The following is a 16,119-nucleotide window of genomic DNA, read 5'->3' as shown; positions in this document are numbered from 1 at the left end:
GGCCCTCTTCCCGTGCGGGGCCGCCTTCGGCCCTGGCCGGCGCCGGCCGCTCGGTGCGCGAACGGCGCGGTGACGGATCAGGGGGCCTGGCGGAAGCCCGCCTTCTCCGCGTCCGCGGTGGTGCGGAACCAGACGTCGGCGCGGGTCTCGCGGAAGTTCGCCGACTCGTTGGTGAAGTAGCGGCGCCCGGTCAGGGTCGCCTTGACCTGGAACTCCGGCGCGGGGGCCAGGCCGTCCGACTTCGGCAGCACCGAGCCGGGGCCGAACGGCGAGCGCGGGTTGAAGCCCTCCTGCTGGCCCTGGAAGCGGGTGCTGCCGGGCGCGGGCCTGCCACCGGTGCTCGGGCTGAACCCCACCGGGCGGGGGCGCACCGGGCGCGGCGGCGGTGGCGTGACCGGCTTCGGCGCGGGCGGCGCGGGAGGTGGCGTGCGCGGGGTGCCCGCCGGGCGGGTCGGGCGCTGCGGCAGGCCGGTCGGGTTCATCGGCACGGGGTTGCCCGCCAGCAGCTCGGGCGCGAGCGTCGGCACGAACGGCTGGTCGTTGCCGGACGACGACGGCGACGGGGTCGGGCGGGGCTGCTCCAGCTCCGGCACCTGCTCGTCGTCCTCCAGCGGCTCGAACAGGCTGCGCGGCCGGGCCGGCTCGTCCTTCTTCGGCTCCGGCCTGTGCTCGGGCTGGCGTGCGGGCAGGGGCTGGTCGGCCGACTGCGGGACGAACGTCGGCTCGAACGCCGGGGGCTCGGGCCGCGGCTCGGGTTCCGGCGTCACGGCCTCGGGCTCGGGCCCGGCCGGTTCGGGCTCCGGCTCCGGCTCGGGCTCGGGCGTGGTCTCCGACTCGGGCTCGGGCTCGGCCGGGCCGGAGTCCACGGCGCGGATGACGTCGGTGTGCGGGCCCTCTTCTTCCTCACGGACCTCGGGAGCCGGACGTGCCTCGTCCTGCCGGCGCGCCAGGTCGTTCAGGAAGGCCTCGTCGCTGGGCGTCGGCGCGGGCGCGGACAGCTCGCCGCGGGCCGACTCGACGTCCACCGGCGCGAAGTGGCCGGTCAGGTCGTGCTCGGGCCACACCTGCGGCTCGGGTTCGTCGGTCCTCCGCTCGCCGTCCACCTCGGCGATGGCCTGCGCCAGCGCGGTGGCCGGGATGAGCGCCGTCGTCTCGGTCGAGCCGGGCCTGCGCTCGGGCTCGTCCTCCTCCTCGTGACCGCCGGTGTCCACGTCCTCGTCGTAGACCTCCTTGACCGGCTCCTCGCGCCACACCTCGCGCGGCTGGAAGACCTCGACCTCCGGCGGAGCGGTCGGCTCCTCCTGGCGCGGCGCGACCTCCGCGACCGGGCCGGCCGGCACCGCGGGCATCAGGTGCGTGGTCGCCTCCGCGGGCAGCTCCGGCTCGTCCTCGGGCTGGTGGGACCGCGGGCGGGGCTTGGGCTCCAGCGTCTCCCGGGTGTCCTGGCCGGGCGCGAGGCGGTCGAACAGGCTGCGCGGCGGCTCGGCGTCCAGCTCGGGGAAGTCGTGCTGCTCCTCGAAGTCCGACAGCGGCCGGTGCTCGTCGTCCAGCTCCTCCAGCAGCGCGTCGCGCTGGTCGAGCTTCAGGTTCGACACGTCGTAGCGGACCGGCTCCGGCGTCGCGTCGAACCGGGGGCGTTCGGCGGCGACCTCGTACCGCGCGGGTTCGGGCGTCAGCACGTCGTCGGCCAGCGAGCGCTGCGCCTCGACGTGCCAGTTGTCGACGTCGTCGACCGCGTCGGCCTTCGGCGCGACGGACGCGACGGGCGCCGAGGCGGACGGGCCGGACGCGGGGCGCGGCGACGTGAGGAGGCGTTCCTCCAGGTCCTCCAGCTCCTTCTTGGCCGGGCGCACCAGGACGAACCAGGTGAGGGCCACGCCTGCCACGAAGGACAGCAGGCTCCACAGCCACACCTGCCCGAAGAGCGAACTCACGGGAGACCCTCCCACTGCTGCTTGTCACACACCCCGACACGCTCCGCTCCCGGGCCTTCACCCGGTTGGGGAAGCGGTGCAAAACTACCCTGACCGCCGCGTTCGGCGCGTGGGGCCGGCCGGACCCGGGACCAGGGTTCGATAGTAGGCCACCCGGAGCAACTGACCAGCCAAAACGGTCGGCGTAGAGTAGCCCGTGTGCCGCCGTTGACCAGTGCCTCCAGCGACGCGACGGATGTCAACCGCGCGAACCGGGGAATCGCTTTCGGCGTCGGCGCCTACTTCCTGTGGGGCATCGTGCCCGCGTACTGGCCGTTGTTGCAGCCGGCCGGGTCGGTGGAGATCCTGGCGCACCGGATCGCGTGGTCGCTGGTCGTGATGGCCGTCATCACCACGTTGCTGGGCCGGTGGGCGGGTCTCCGCCGGCTGTCGGCGCGCGGGTGGGCGATGGTGGCGGCCGCGTCCGTGCTCATCGCGGTCAACTGGGGCGTCTACATCCACGCGGTGAACACCTCGCACGTGGTCGAGGCGGCGCTGGGCTACTTCATCAACCCGCTGGTCAGCGTGATGCTCGGGGTGTTCGTGCTGCGTGAGCGGCTGCGGTGGCCGCAGTACGCGGCGCTGGGCATCGCGGTGGCGGCCGTCGTGGTGCTGGCCGTGGACTACGGCAGGTTGCCGTGGATCTCGCTGGCGCTGGCCTGCTCGTTCGGCGTGTACGGGCTGTTGAAGAAGACCGTGCCGCTGGACGCGACGGGCAGCCTGACGGCGGAGAGCATCGTGCTCGCGCCGATCGCGGTCGGGTACCTGATCTGGCTCGGACCCGCGGGGACGTTCCACTCGGGCGGGTGGGGGCACGCGCTGTGGCTCGCGTCGGCGGGCCTGGTCACCGCCGTTCCGCTGATCCTGTTCGGCGCGGCTGCCCGGCTCGTGCCGCTGGTGACGATGGGGATGCTGCAGTACCTGGCGCCCGTGCTGCAGTTCGCGTGGGGCGTGTTCGTGGTGCACGAGCCGATGCCCGCGTCCCGCTGGTTCGGCTTCGCCCTGGTCTGGCTGGCCCTGCTCGTCTTCACCGCCGACACCATCCGCGTCCGCCGCCGCCTCCCCCTGCCCAACCTCACCTGACCCGAGTGTCGAACGCTCAGGTCCCGAGTGTCGAACGCTCAGGACCCCTGAATTCCACACTCGGGACGTGCCGAAGGCGGAACTCGGGGGACGCGAACGTTCGACACGCAGGACCTGAGCGTTCGACACGCGGGTCCTGAAGGTTCGACACGCGGGACCCGAGGGTTCGACACTCGGGTCAGTGGGAGCGGGTGACGACGTAGTCGCTGACGGATTCCAGGGCGTCGCGGGCCGTGCCGGACGGGAGGACGTGCAGGGTGGCGCGGGCACGGGCGGCGTAGTCGTCCAGGGTCGCGCGAGCCCGCAGGAGGCCCGAGGAGGCGCGGAGCAGGGACAACGCCTCGTCGACCTCGGCGTCGTCGGCGATCGGGCCCGCCAGCAGCCTGGCCAGACGCGAGTCCGGCTCGTCTTCCAGGGCGTAGAGCATGGGCAGGGTCTTGACGCCCTCGCGCAGGTCCGTGCCCGGCGTCTTGCCCGACTCCTCCGACGGCGACGCGATGTCGATGACGTCGTCGGAGATCTGGAACGCCGCCCCGATGACCTCGCCGTACGAGCGCAGCGCCTCCACCTGCTCCGGCGTCACGTCGGAGAACATCGCCCCGAACCGGGCGGCGGTGGCGATCAGCGAACCGGTCTTCTCCGCGATCGTGGTCAGGTAGTGCGAAACCGGGTCCTCACCGGCCCGCGGCCCCATCGTCTCCCGCATCTGGCCGGTCACCAGCTCGGAGAACGTCTCCGCGATGATCCGCGCCGCACCCGTGCCCAGGTCCGCGACCAGCGCCGACGCGTGCGCGAACAGGTAGTCGCCGGTCAGGATCGCGATGCTGTTGTCCCACTTCGCGTTGGCCGACTCCGCGCCGCGGCGCATGGTGGCCTCGTCCATCACGTCGTCGTGGTACAGCGTGGCCAGGTGGGTCAGCTCGACGACCGCCGCCGCCTTGATCACGCTCTCCCGGTCCCACGTGCCGCCGAACTGGGCGGACAGGATGGTGAACAGCGGACGGATGCGCTTCCCGCCCGCGCTCACCAGGTGCAGGGACGTCTCCATCACCGGGTGGAACTCGCTCTGCACGACCTTGTGCAGGAGCTCTTCCACCTCGGCCAGCCCGTCCTGAACCACCTCCGCGAGCACGGGGTCCGCAAACCGGAACCCCGTCCCCGCCCGCTCGCTACTGGTCACGGCTACAGAGCCTACGTACCACTAGAAGATGAACGTTCCGGCACCCGCCCAATCGAGGGCAAACGACGGGAAGACGCCGAGCACGAGCGTGATCGCCGCACCCAGCGTGATGGCCACCGTCGTGAACGCGCCGGGCACGCTCACCGTGGGGCCGTCCGGCGCGGGCTCGCTGAAGTACATCAGCACGATCACCCGCAGGTAGAAGAACGCCGCCACCGCCGAGGCCACCAGGGCGATCACGACCAGCGGCACCATGTCGGCCTCCACGGCCGCCGCGAACACCACGAACTTGCCGACGAAACCGCTGGTCAGCGGCAGGCCGGCGAGCGCGAGCAGCAGGAACGTGAACACGCCCGCGACCACCGGGGACCGCTTGGCCAACCCGGCCCACTGGGACAGGTGGGTGGCCTCGCCGTCACCGTTGCGCACGAGGCTGACGATGCCGAAGGCGGCGATCGTGGTGAAGCCGTAGGCCATCAGGTAGAACATCGTGCCGGACAGGCCCTGGTCGTTCAGCGAGATCGCGCCGATCAGCAGGAAGCCCGCGTGCGCGACCGACGAGTACGCGATCATCCGCTTCACGTCGGTCTGGGTGAGGCCGAGGACCGCGCCGATCACCATGGACACGACCGCCACGCCCCACAGGACGCCGTTCCACTCCCAGCTCGACCGCTCGAACGCGCCGTAGAGCACGCGCAGGATGCCGCCGAACGCGGCGACCTTCGTGCACGCCGCCATGAACGCCGTCACCGGCGTGGGCGAGCCCTGGTAGACGTCCGGGGTCCAGGCGTGGAACGGGCCGACGGACGCCTTGAACAGCAGGCCGACGACCAGCAGGCCGAAGCCCGCGTACAGCAGCGTGTCGGACCGGTCGGTGGCCGTGGTGGCGGTGGCGATGTCGGCCAGCTTCACCGAGCCCGCGTAGCCGTACAGCAGGGCCACGCCGTACAGGAAGAACGCCGACGCGAACGCGCCGAGCAGGAAGTACTTCACCGCGGCCTCCTGCGACAGCAGGCGGCGACGGCGGGCCAGGCCGCACATCAGGTACAGCGGCAGCGACAGCACTTCCAGCGCGATGAACATGGTGAGCAGGTCGTTCGCCGCGACGAAGACCATCATCCCGCCGAGCGCGAACAGCGTGAGCGGGAACACCTCGGTCTGCATGCCGAAGCGGCTCGCCTGGGCCCTGGTCTGCACGGCGGTGGCCCCGGAGCCCGGGTACACCTGCGAGCCCTGGCCCGGCAGGATCGAGGCGTCGGCGACGAACGCGCCGCCCGGCTCGACCGACCGGTCGGCGATGAGCAGCACCGCGCCCAGGCCGAGCAGCAGCAGCGTGCCCCACAGGAAGATCACCGGTCGGTCGACCGCGATGGTGCCCGCGAAGGTCAGCTTGCCCTGGTCGGGCGTGGCGTCCGCGGACGCGTACAGGACCAGTCCGGCGCCCGCCGCGGCGAGCGTGAGCAGGACCAGCACGACCTGCGCCGCCCACCGCTGGGCCTTGGGCAGGAACGCCTCGAAGAGCACGCTGAGGCAGGCCGCGCCGAGCACGATCAGCAACGGCGCGACGGCCCCGTAGTCGATCTCCGGGGCTTGCAGCCGTTCCACGTTCTGCGAGAGGAACGTCGTCACGTCACTTGCCTTCCTGCGCGACCGGGTCGGCCACCCCGACCTCGCTGAGCGTCGCCCCGACGGACGGGGTGATCACGTCCAACACCGGCTTCGGGTAGAAGCCGAGCACCAAGATCAGTGCCACCAGCGGCGCGAGCACGGCCAGTTCGCGCTTGTTCAGGTCCGGCACCGCCGCGCGCTCCGGGTCGACCGCCGCGCCGGGCCCGCCGACCGCGTCGATCAGCGCCGTGCCGCGCACCGGGCCCTGGAACACGCGCTGGTACAGCCACAGGACGTACAGCGCGGCCAGCACCATGCCGACGGCGGCCAGGACCGTGTAGACCGGCTCGTTCGGGTAGGAGCCGATGAGCACCAGGAACTCGCTGACGAACGAGTTGGTGCCCGGCAGCGCCAGCGACGACAGACCGGCCACGAAGAACAGCCCGCCCAGCACCGGGGTCAGCTTGGCCATGCCGCCGTAGTCCTCGATCAGGCGCGACCCGCCGCGGGCCATCACCATGCCGACGACCAGGAACAGCATGCCGGTCGAGATGCCGTGGTTGACCATGTAGAGCACCGCGCCGGTGCCGGCCTGCGAGCTGAACGCGAAGATGCCCAGCGCGATGAAGCCGAAGTGCGCGATCGAGGTGTAGGCCACGAACCGCTTCATGTCGGACTGGCCGACGGCGAGCAGCGAGCCGTACAGGATGCCGACCACGGCCAGGATGAGCACCAGCGGCGCGAGCTCCTTGCTGGCCGCCGGGAACAGCGGCAGGCAGTAGCGCAGGAACCCGAACGTGCCGATCTTGTCCAGGATGCCGACCAGCAGCACGCCCGCGCCGACCGGCGCCTCGGCACCGGCGTCGGGCAGCCACGTGTGCAGCGGCACCAGCGGCGCCTTGATCGCGAACGCCACGAAGAAGCCGAGGAACAGCCAGATCTGGGTGGACAGCGGCAGGTCGCGGGTCACCGTGACCAGCGTCGCCCAGTCGAACGTGCCCTGGCCGATCTTGTCCGCGCTGACCACGTACAGGCCGATCACCGAGGCCAGCATGATCAGGCCGCCGAGCAGCGAGTACAGGAAGAACTTCATCGCCGCGTACTGCCGGTTCGGCCCGCCGAAGCGGCCGATCAGGAAGTACATCGGGACCAGCACGGCCTCGAAGAACACGTAGAACACGAACACGTCGGTGGCGGCGAAGACGCCGACCATGCCGGTCTGCATGGCCAGCAGCAACGCGAAGAACCCGCCCGCGCTGCGCCCCTCGGGCAGCTTGTCCGCCCACGAGCCGCCGATGACGACCGGCACCAGGAACGCGATCAGCGCGATCATCACCAGCGCGATGCCGTCCACGCCGAACGACAGGTGCACGCCGAAGGCCGGGATCCACTCGGCCGAGCTGGTCAGCTGCAACCGGTCGCCGCCCGGGTCGAACGCCGTCCAGGCCAGCACCGCCAGCACCAGCTCCGCCAGCGAGAACGCCAGCGCGACCGTCTTGGCCAACCGGTCGTTGCCCCGCAGGAACGCCACCACCAGGCTGCCGACGAGCGGCAGCAGGAGCAGCGCGATCAGCGTCCAGCTCACGAGAACCTCACCATCAGCAGCGCGCCCAGGACGAAGACCGCACCCAGGAGCATGGAGAGCGCGTACGAGCGCACGAACCCGGTCTGCAGCCTGCGCAGCCGGCCCGAGCTACCGCCGAGCAGCGCCGCCGACCCGTTCACCAGGCCGTCGACGCCCTTGTTGTCCACGAACACCAGCGCGCGGGTGAGCCAGGTGCCCGGCCGCGCGAACAGCGCCTCGTTGAGCGCGTTGCCGTACAGGTCGGCACGCGCGGCGCGGACCGGGAACGACACCCGGGCCGGCCGTTCCACCGGCTGCTCCCCGCGCAGGAAGAGCAGGAAGCCGAGCGCGGCGCCGAGCGCCGACAGGGCCAGCACCAGGATGTTCACCACGCCGTGGTCCAGCACGCCGTGCTGCTCCTGCAGCTCGCCCAGCGACGGCGTGAGCCAGCCCGCCAGGTTGTGGCCGGAGGAGAAGAACCAGCCCGCGCCGACCGAGCCGACCGCCAGCACGATCATCGGCAGCGTCATGCTGACCGGCGACTCGTGCGGGTGGTACTCGCGGCCGTCCGCGGAGCGCAGCTCGGTGTAGCGGGGCTTGCCCAGGAAGACCAGGACGAACAGGCGGGTCATGTAGAACGCGGTCAGGCCCGCGCCCAGGGCGGCCACGCCGCCGAAGACCCAGCCGCGCCACCCCTCCATGCTGAACGCCGCCGCGATGATGGCGTCCTTGGAGAAGTAGCCGGACAGGAACGGGAAGCCGATGAGGGCCAGGTAGCCGAGCGTCCAGGTGACGAAGGTGATCGGCATCTTCTTCATCAGCCCGCCCATGCGGCGGATGTTGCCCTCGTCGTTCATGCCGTGCATGACCGAACCGGCGCCGAGGAACAGCCCGGCCTTGAAGAAGCCGTGCGTGAGCAGGTGCATGATGCCCAGCGCGTAACCGATCGGGCCCAGGCCGACGGCCAGGATCATGTAGCCGATCTGGCTGACCGTCGAGTAGGCCAGCACCTTCTTGAAGTCGTCGTACGCGCAGCCGATGATGCAGCCGATCAGCAGCGTGACGCCACCGATGATCATCACGACCAGGCGGCCGTCGGCCGACAGGTTGTAGATCGGGTTGGAGCGGGCGATCAGGTAGACGCCCGCGGTCACCATCGTGGCCGCGTGGATCAGGGCGGACACCGGGGTCGGGCCGGCCATCGCGTCGGGCAACCACGCCTGGAGCGGGAACTGGCCGGACTTGCCGCACGCGCCGAGCAGCAGCAGCAACGTGATGGCCAGCACCTCGGCCGACGAGAGCTCGCCGACGCGGGCGAACACCTCGGTGTACTGGGTGGTGCCCAGTTCCTTGAACATGATGAAGATGGCGATCGCCAGGCCCAGGTCACCGACCCGGTTCATCAGGAACGCCTTCTTCGCGGCCGACGCCGCCTCCGGCTTGTACTGGTACCAGCCGATGAGCAGGTACGACGCCAGGCCGACGCCCTCCCAGCCGAAGTACAGCGTGACGAAGCCGTTGCCGAGCACCAGCAGCAGCATCGCGGCGACGAAGAGGTTCAGGTAGGCGAAGAACTTCCGCCGCCCGGCCTCGTGCGCCATGTAGCCGATCGAGTAGATGTGGATCAGCGACCCGACACCGGTGATCAGCAGCACGAACGTCAGCGACAGCGGGTCCAGGCGCAGGCCGAACTCCACGTCGAGCGCGCCGACCGGGATCCAGTCGAACAGGTGCACCTCGGTGGTGCGCGCGTCCGGCGCCAGCGCGACCGTGTCGAAGAACAGCGCGACCCCGTACGCGAACGCGGCGATCACGGTGGCGCAGCCCAGCAGGTGGCCCCACTTGTCGGTGCGCTTGCCACCCACGAGCAGCACGAGCGCGCCGAAGGCCGGCAGGGCGAGCAACAACCAGGCGAGACTGCCGATCCCGCTGGCGGCAACAGGTTCCGTCACCGTGGACCTCTCAGTACTTCAACAGGTTGGAATCGTCGACCGAGGCCGAGCGACGCGTCTTGAAGATCGCCATGATGATCGTCAGACCGACCACGACCTCGGCCGCCGCGACGACCATCACGAAGAACGCCATCACCTGGCCGTCCAGCCCGCCGTTGATGCGGGCGAACGTGACCAGGCTGAGGTTCACCGCGTTGAGCATCAGCTCCACGCACATGAACACCACGATGGCGTTGCGCCGCACCAGCACGCCGACCGCGCCGAGGCTGAACAGCAGCGCGGACAGCAGCAGGTAGTACGTAGGGGTCACGACGACTCTCCCTTGAGCGCGTGCGCGTCGGGCTGGTGCCCGGTGCCGGACACCTCCGCGACGTCGTCCTCGAGAGTTTCCTTGGCGGTCGTCTCGATCAGCTCGGACAGCGACTCCGGTGCCACCGAGCCGTCCGGCAGCAGGGCGGGCGTGGCCACCGAGTTGGCGGTGGCGAACACGCCGGGGCCGGGCAGCGAGCCGGGGCGGTCGCCGCGGAAGCGCTCCTCGACCAGCTGGCGCTGGGTCTTCTTGGCGTCCTTGCCGGTGCGCGAGGTGAACGCGAGCACCATGGCGCCGACGGCCGCGGTGATCAGCAGCGCCGACGTCAGCTCGAACGGGAACAGGTAGTCGGTGAACAGCGCCTCGCCGAGGTTGGCGACGTTGCCGCCGTTCTGCGTGTTCTGCGCGGCCAGCCCGGCCGGTTCCACGTCGGTCAGCGCGCGGGCGACCGAGGAGACCACGATGCCCGCGAAGCCGACGCCGATCACCGCGGCGGCGAGCCGCTGCCCGCGCAGCACCTCGACCACCGAGTCCGAGCTGTCCCGGCCGACCAGCATCAGCACGAACAGGAACAGCATCATGATCGCGCCGGTGTAGACGATGATCTGCACGAAGCCGAGGAACGGCGCCTGCTGGACCATGTAGAGCACGCCCAGGCTGAGCATGGTGAGCACCAGCCACAGCGCCGAGTGCACGGCGTTGCGCGCGAACAGCATGCCCAGCGCGCCGGCGAGGGCCAGCGGGCCGAGGATCCAGAACGCGACCGCCTCGCCGGTGGTGACGGTGTCGACCACGCGCTGGACCTCGTCGGGCTGCTGGAGCAGGAACGACAGGCTCACTTGCCGGCCTCCTCGGGCCCGGTCTCCACCAGTGCGCCGGCGGGCACGCCCGCCTCGCGGGCCAGCCGCGGGCCGTTCACGTAGTAGTCCTGCTCGTTCTCGCCCAGCCGCATCGGGTGCGGCGGCTGCTCCATGCCGGAGAGCAGGGGCGCGAGCAGGTCCTCCTTGGTGAAGATCAGCTTCTGGCGGTTGTCGTCGGCCAGCTCGTACTCGTTGGTCATGGTGAGCGAGCGGGTCGGGCACGCCTCGATGCACAGGCCGCAGCCGATGCACCGCAGGTAGTTGATCTGGTAGTCCTTGCCGTAGCGCTCGCCCGGGGAGTAGCGCTCCTCCTCGGTGTTGTCGCCGCCCTCGACGAAGATCGCGTCCGCCGGGCACGCCCACGCGCACAGCTCGCAGCCGACGCACTTCTCCAGCCCGTCCGGGTGCCGGTTGAGCTGGTGGCGGCCGTGGAACCGCGGCGCGGTGACCTTCTTGACCTCGGGGTACTCCTCGGTGACGACCTTCTTGAACATCGTGCCGAAGGTGACGCCGAAGCCCTTGACGGGATCAAACACGCCCATCGCTGGCCTCCTTGTGTGAAGCTGCGGGTACCGCTGCCGGTTCCTGCGTCTGGTCGTCGGCGCCGGGCAGCTCGGCCACCCGCACCTGGCGGCGGGGCGGTGCCTTGGGCACCTTGAGGTCCAGCGGCGGCACCGGGAAGCCGCCGCCGGTGATCGGCACGGCGTCGGGGTCCTGCACTTCCCGCTTGTCCGGCAGCAGGAACGCGATCACCAGCACCACCGCGAGGAACGCGCCGATCACGATCAGCGCCGTGCTGGTGTCCAGGCCGCCCGCGGTCTCCCACTCCTGGCGCAGGTAGCGCGCGAACGCCACCGCGACGAACCACACCAGCGCGATCGGGACGAGGAACTTCCAGCCCAGCCGCATGAACTGGTCGTAGCGCAGGCGGGGCAGCGTGCCGCGCAGCCAGATGAACAGGAACAGGAAGCCGAGCGTCTTGATCACGAACCAGAGCAGGCCGAACCAGCCGCTGTTGAGGACGTGGTCGTCGCCGACGAACGGGAACCGCCAGCCGCCCAGGAACAGGGTGGTGGCCAGCGCCGAGACGGTCACCATGTTGACGTACTCGGCGAGGAAGAACAGCGCGAACTTGAGCGAGCTGTACTCGGTGTGGAAGCCGCCGACCAGCTCCGACTCGGCCTCGGGGAGGTCGAACGGCGCGCGGTTGGTCTCGCCGACCATCGAGCACACGTAGATGAGGAAGCTGACCGGCAGCAGGTAGAAGAACCAGCCGTTGCTCTGCGCGTCGACGATGTCCGAGGTGGACAGCGAGTGCGAGTGCATGACGACCGCGATGATCGACAGGCCCATCGCGATCTCGTAGGAGATCACCTGCGCGGCCGAGCGCAGCGCGCCCAGCAGCGGGTACGGCGAGCCGGACGCCCAGCCCGACAGCACGATGCCGTAGACGCCGAGCGAGGAGCAGGCCAGCACGACCAGCACGCCGACCGGCAGGTCGACCAGCTGCAGCGCCGTGCGCTCGCCGAAGATCGAGACCTCACCGCCGATCGGGATCACCGAGAAGGCGACGAACGCGGGGATCGTGGAGATCACCGGCGCGAGGAAGAACACCCACTTGTCGGCCAGGACCGGGCGGATGTCCTCCTTGAACGCGAGCTTCAGGCCGTCGGCGAGCGACTGGAGCCACCCGCCGGGGCCGACCCGGTTCGGTCCCGGGCGCTGCTGCATCCGGGCCACGACCTTGCGCTCCCAGTTGATCATGAACAGCGTCATGACCACGAGGAACGCGAAGATCGCCACGACCTTGACGATGATCAGCCAGAGCGGATCGTCGGCGAGGAGTTCTGCCGTGCTCATGCCTTGCCTCCGCTAGAGACGGCCACCAGGGAACCGTGGCCGGCGACGAGGTTGCGCCGCACGGTGACCGGGCCGGAGTTGCCGGGCAGCCACACGACGCCGTCGGGCAGGTCGGCCGCCTCGACCGGCAGCACCACCTCGCCCCGATCGGTGGAGACGGTGATCTCGCCACCGAGTTCGACACCCAGGTGCGCGGCGGTGGCGACCGACAGCTTGGCCACCACCGGGCGCGCGGTGCCCGCCAGGTTCGGCTCGTCGTCCTGCAACGAGCCGTTGTCCAGCAGCCGCCGCCAGGTCGCCAGCACCGCCTGACCGGCCTTCGGCTGGGTCAGCAGCGGCGTCGGCACGGTGGGCGCGGCCGCCGTGACGGTCACCGAACCGAGGCGCGCCCGGTCGGCCGCCGCGGCGGCCGGGGTCTGCGTGAACAGGTCCGCGTCCATCTCCACGGCCAGCGTGTCGAGCACCCGGCCGTCCGGCAGCGCGCCGGTGCCCTCCAGCGTGGTGACGAAGGGACGCGGGCGGCCCTCCCAGTTCAGGTAGGTGCCCGCCTTCTCCACCGCGGGGGCGACCGGGAGCACCACGTCGGCGTGCGCGGTGACCGCGCTGTGCCGCAGCTCCAGGCTGACCACGAAACCGGCGAACTCGAGCGCCCGCTCGGCCAACCCCGGGTCCGGCAGGTCGAACGGGTCGACCCCGCCGACCACCAGCGCGTCCAGCCCACCGCTCGCGGCGGCGGTCAGGATGCCCGCGGTGTCACGGCCGGCCTTCGCGGGCAGCGCGCCGGCCGCCAGGCCCCAGGCCCGCTCGACCTCGGCCCGTGCCGCCTCGTCGCCCACCAGGCGACCGCCCGGCAGCAGCGTCGGCAGCAGGCCGGCCTCCAGCGCACCCCGCTCACCGGCGCGGCGCGGGATCCAGGCGACCTTGGCGCCGGTCCGCTCGGCCAGCGCGGCGACCGCGGAGAACAGGCCCGGCACCTCGGCGGCGCGCTCGCCGACCAGGATCACCGAACCCGGCTTCGCCAGCTCCTCGACCACGTCGGCGGCGTGCTCGGGCAGCGCGTTGATCGCCGACGGCTCGCCACCGGGCACGCACGCGAGCAGCACGCCGTTGGTCTTCTCCACCGCGGGCGTCGTGTACTGGCCCAGGTGGTAGACCTTCGTCCGGTTCTTGCGGGCCGCCTTGCGCAGCCGCAGGAACACGATCGGCGACTCCTCCTCCGGCTCGAACGCGACCAGCAGCGCGGCGGGCGCGGACTCGATGCCCGCGTACGTGACGCCGCCGTTGTCCGGGTTCGTGCCGAGGACGGCGCTGGTCAGGAACTCCAGCTCCTCCGCCGAGTGGGCGCGGGCGCGGAAGTCGACGTCGTTGGTGCGCAACGCGATCCGGGCGAACTTCGAGTACGCGTAGGCGTCCTCGACGGTGAGCCGGCCGCCGGTCAGCACGCCGACGCCCTTGCCGTCACGCGCCTTCGCCAGGCCCTCGGCGGCGTACTGCAGCGCCTCGGTCCACGACGACTCGCGCAGCTCGCCGCTGTCCTCGTCACGCACCAGCGGCCGGCGGATGCGGTCGGCGGCGGTGGCGTAGGTGAACGCGAAGCGGCCCTTGTCGCAGGTCCACTCCTCGTTGACCTGCGCGTCGTCGCCCGCCAGCCGGCGCTGCACCTTGCCGCGCCGCCAGTCGGTGCGGGTGGCGCAGCCCGACGAGCAGTGCTCGCACACGCCGGGCGTGGACACCAGGTCGAACGGCCGGGCGCGGAACCGGTACGCGGCGCTGGTCAGCGCGCCCACCGGGCAGATCTGGATGGTGTTGCCGGAGAAGTACGACTGGAACGGCTTCTCCTGCGCCACGCCGACCTGCTGCTGCGCGCCGCGCTCCAGCAGCTCGATGAACGGGTCGCCGGCGATCTGCGCGGAGAACCGCGTGCAGCGCTGGCACAGCACGCACCGCTCGCGGTCCAGCAGCACCTGCGTGGAGATCGGGATCGGCTTCGGGAACGTGCGCTTGTGCTCGTGGAACCGCGAGTCCGCGCGGCCGTGCGCCAGCGCCTGGTTCTGCAGGGGGCACTCGCCGCCCTTGTCGCAGATCGGGCAGTCCAGCGGGTGGTTGATGAGCAGCAGCTCCATCACGCCCTGCTGCGCCTTGTCCGCCACCGGCGAGGTCAGCTGGGTCTTGACCACCATGCCGTCGGCGACCGTCATGGTGCAGGAGGCCTGCGGCTTCGGCATCGGCCGGCCGCCCATCTCCACCTCGACCAGGCACTGACGGCAGGCGCCCGCGGGCTCCAGCAGCGGGTGGTCGCAGAAGCGCGGCACGACGATGCCCAGCCGCTCCGCGGTGCGGATCAGCAGCTCGCCCTTGGGTGCGACGACCTCCAGGCCGTCGATGACGAGCTTGACGTGCCCCTCGGGGACCACCAGCTCGGCCTTCTGTTCCGGCGCGATCGTCATGCGCTAGCTCCAGCCAGGACCTGGGAGTTCTGGTCGCACAAGGCCAGGAACTCGTGCTTGAAGTACTTGATGCCGCTGGTGATGGGGCTGACCGCGCCGTCGCCGAGCGCGCAGAACGAGCGGCCCAGGATGTTGTCGCAGACGTCCAGCAGCGTGTCGATGTCGCTCGCCGTGCCCTCGCCGCGCACCATCCGCTGGAGGATCTGCACGAGCCAGTAGGTGCCCTCGCGGCACGGCGTGCACTTGCCACACGACTCGTGCTTGTAGAACTCGGTCCACTTCATGACCGCCCACGGCACGGACACCGTTTCGTTGAAGATCTGCAGCGCGGTGGTGCCCAGCATCGACCCGGCCTCGGCCGCGCCCTCGAAGTCCAGCGGCACGTCCAGGTGGTCGGCGGTGAACAGCGGGGTGGACGAGCCTCCCGGCGTCCAGAACTTCAGCGGGATGCCGTCCTTCATGCCGCCCGCCAGGTCCAGCAGCTCGCGCAGCGTGATGCCCATCGGGGCCTCGTACTGGCCGGGCCGCTCCACGTGGCCGGACAGCGAGAAGATCTTCGGCCCGGGCGAGCGCTCGCGACCCATGGTGCGGAACCAGTCCGCGCCGCCGTTGACGATGTAGGGCACGCTGGCGATCGTCTCGACGTTGTTCACCACGGTCGGCGAGGCGTACAGGCCGGCGGTCGCCGGGAACGGCGGCTTGAGCCGGGGCTGGCCGCGCTTGCCCTCCAGCGAGTCAAGCAGCGCCGTCTCCTCGCCGCAGATGTAGGCGCCGGCGCCCGCGTGCACGACCACGTCCAGGTCGAAGCCCGAACCCAGGATGTCCTTGCCCAGGTAGCCCGCCTCGTACGCCTCGCGCACGGCCGCGTGCAGCCGGCGGATCACGTGCAGCACCTCGCCGCGCACGTAGATCGCGGCGAAGTTCGCCCGGATCGCGTACGAGGTGATGATGATGCCCTCGATCAGCGAGTGCGGGTCCGCCATCATCAGCGGGATGTCCTTGCAGGTGCCCGGCTCGCCCTCGTCGGCGTTGATGACGAGGTAGTGCGGCTTGCCGTCGTTCTGCGGGATGAAGCCCCACTTCATGCCGGTGGGGAAGCCCGCGCCGCCGCGGCCGCGCAGCCCGGAGTCCTTGCACTGCTGGATCAGCTGGTCCGGGTGGGCCTTGAGCGCCTTGCGCAGCGCCGTGTACCCCTCCAGCTGCTCGTAGGTCTTCAGCGTCCACGAGCGCGGCGAGAGCCAGCGCTTCGTCAGGACGGGAGTCAGGTTGTCGACCACGTCAG

12 protein-coding genes are annotated in these 16,119 nt (G+C 70.9%); 1 reads left to right on the top strand and 11 read right to left on the bottom strand.

What is annotated here, in order from left to right; genetic code table 11:
* Nucleotides 1–77: 77 nt before the first annotated feature.
* On the bottom strand, nt 78–1,934 hold the full coding sequence (locus tag FHX81_RS23780; RefSeq protein WP_141980242.1) for a sunset domain-containing protein: 1,857 nt from the start codon (nt 1,932–1,934) through the stop codon (nt 78–80).
* A gap of 198 nt (nt 1,935–2,132) precedes the next feature.
* On the opposite strand from FHX81_RS23780, the gene rarD reads away from it, so the two are divergent.
* Nucleotides 2,133–3,056 carry an EamA family transporter RarD gene (gene rarD / locus FHX81_RS23775; RefSeq protein ID WP_141980241.1) on the top strand — a complete coding sequence of 308 codons (924 nt, stop codon included), beginning with the start codon at nt 2,133–2,135 and terminating at the stop codon, nt 3,054–3,056.
* 178 nt (nt 3,057–3,234) lie between these two features.
* Here rarD and FHX81_RS23770 read toward each other — a convergent pair whose 3' ends face one another.
* From FHX81_RS23770 to nuoF, 10 genes are read right to left on the bottom strand one after another with little or no spacing between them, the layout of a single operon-like run.
* On the bottom strand, nt 3,235–4,236 hold the full coding sequence (locus tag FHX81_RS23770; protein ID WP_141980240.1) for a polyprenyl synthetase family protein: 1,002 nt from the start codon (nt 4,234–4,236) through the stop codon (nt 3,235–3,237).
* A gap of 21 nt (nt 4,237–4,257) precedes the next feature.
* Entirely contained in the window at nt 4,258–5,865 is a 1,608-nt protein-coding gene (gene nuoN, locus FHX81_RS23765; RefSeq protein WP_141980239.1) for an NADH-quinone oxidoreductase subunit NuoN, read from the bottom strand.
* Nucleotide 5,866: 1 nt separating this feature from the next.
* Nucleotides 5,867–7,429 (bottom strand): NADH-quinone oxidoreductase subunit M, encoded by a 1,563-nt coding sequence (locus FHX81_RS23760; RefSeq protein WP_141980238.1) that lies wholly within the window; start codon nt 7,427–7,429, stop codon nt 5,867–5,869.
* Entirely contained in the window at nt 7,426–9,360 is a 1,935-nt protein-coding gene (gene nuoL / locus FHX81_RS23755; RefSeq protein ID WP_425473841.1) for an NADH-quinone oxidoreductase subunit L, read from the bottom strand. The genes FHX81_RS23760 and nuoL overlap by 4 nt, the downstream gene beginning before the upstream one ends.
* 10 nt (nt 9,361–9,370) lie before the next feature.
* Nucleotides 9,371–9,670, bottom strand: a complete 300-nt coding sequence (gene nuoK, locus FHX81_RS23750) for an NADH-quinone oxidoreductase subunit NuoK (RefSeq protein WP_053715303.1) — start codon at nt 9,668–9,670, stop codon at nt 9,371–9,373.
* Nucleotides 9,667–10,509: an NADH-quinone oxidoreductase subunit J gene (locus FHX81_RS23745; protein ID WP_425473840.1), complete on the bottom strand. Its 843-nt coding sequence runs from the start codon at nt 10,507–10,509 to the stop codon at nt 9,667–9,669. Before FHX81_RS23745 ends, nuoK begins: the two co-directional genes overlap by 4 nt.
* Nucleotides 10,506–11,072, bottom strand: a complete 567-nt coding sequence (gene nuoI / locus FHX81_RS23740; RefSeq protein ID WP_141980237.1) for an NADH-quinone oxidoreductase subunit NuoI — start codon at nt 11,070–11,072, stop codon at nt 10,506–10,508. Before nuoI ends, FHX81_RS23745 begins: the two co-directional genes overlap by 4 nt.
* On the bottom strand, nt 11,059–12,390 hold the full coding sequence (gene nuoH / locus FHX81_RS23735; RefSeq protein ID WP_141980236.1) for an NADH-quinone oxidoreductase subunit NuoH: 1,332 nt from the start codon (nt 12,388–12,390) through the stop codon (nt 11,059–11,061). The genes nuoI and nuoH overlap by 14 nt, the downstream gene beginning before the upstream one ends.
* The gene (locus FHX81_RS23730; protein ID WP_141980235.1) at nt 12,387–14,837 is read right to left on the bottom strand and encodes an NADH-quinone oxidoreductase subunit G; all 2,451 of its coding nucleotides are present in this window, start codon (nt 14,835–14,837) and stop codon (nt 12,387–12,389) included. Before FHX81_RS23730 ends, nuoH begins: the two co-directional genes overlap by 4 nt.
* Nucleotides 14,834–16,114 (bottom strand): NADH-quinone oxidoreductase subunit NuoF, encoded by a 1,281-nt coding sequence (nuoF, locus tag FHX81_RS23725; protein ID WP_141980234.1) that lies wholly within the window; start codon nt 16,112–16,114, stop codon nt 14,834–14,836. Before nuoF ends, FHX81_RS23730 begins: the two co-directional genes overlap by 4 nt.
* Nucleotides 16,115–16,119 lie beyond the last annotated feature (5 nt).

The organism is Saccharothrix saharensis (genome assembly GCF_006716745.1).
In the GTDB taxonomy this organism is placed as follows: domain Bacteria; phylum Actinomycetota; class Actinomycetes; order Mycobacteriales; family Pseudonocardiaceae; genus Actinosynnema; species Actinosynnema saharense.
This window is presented reverse-complemented; position numbering and strand designations above follow the sequence as displayed.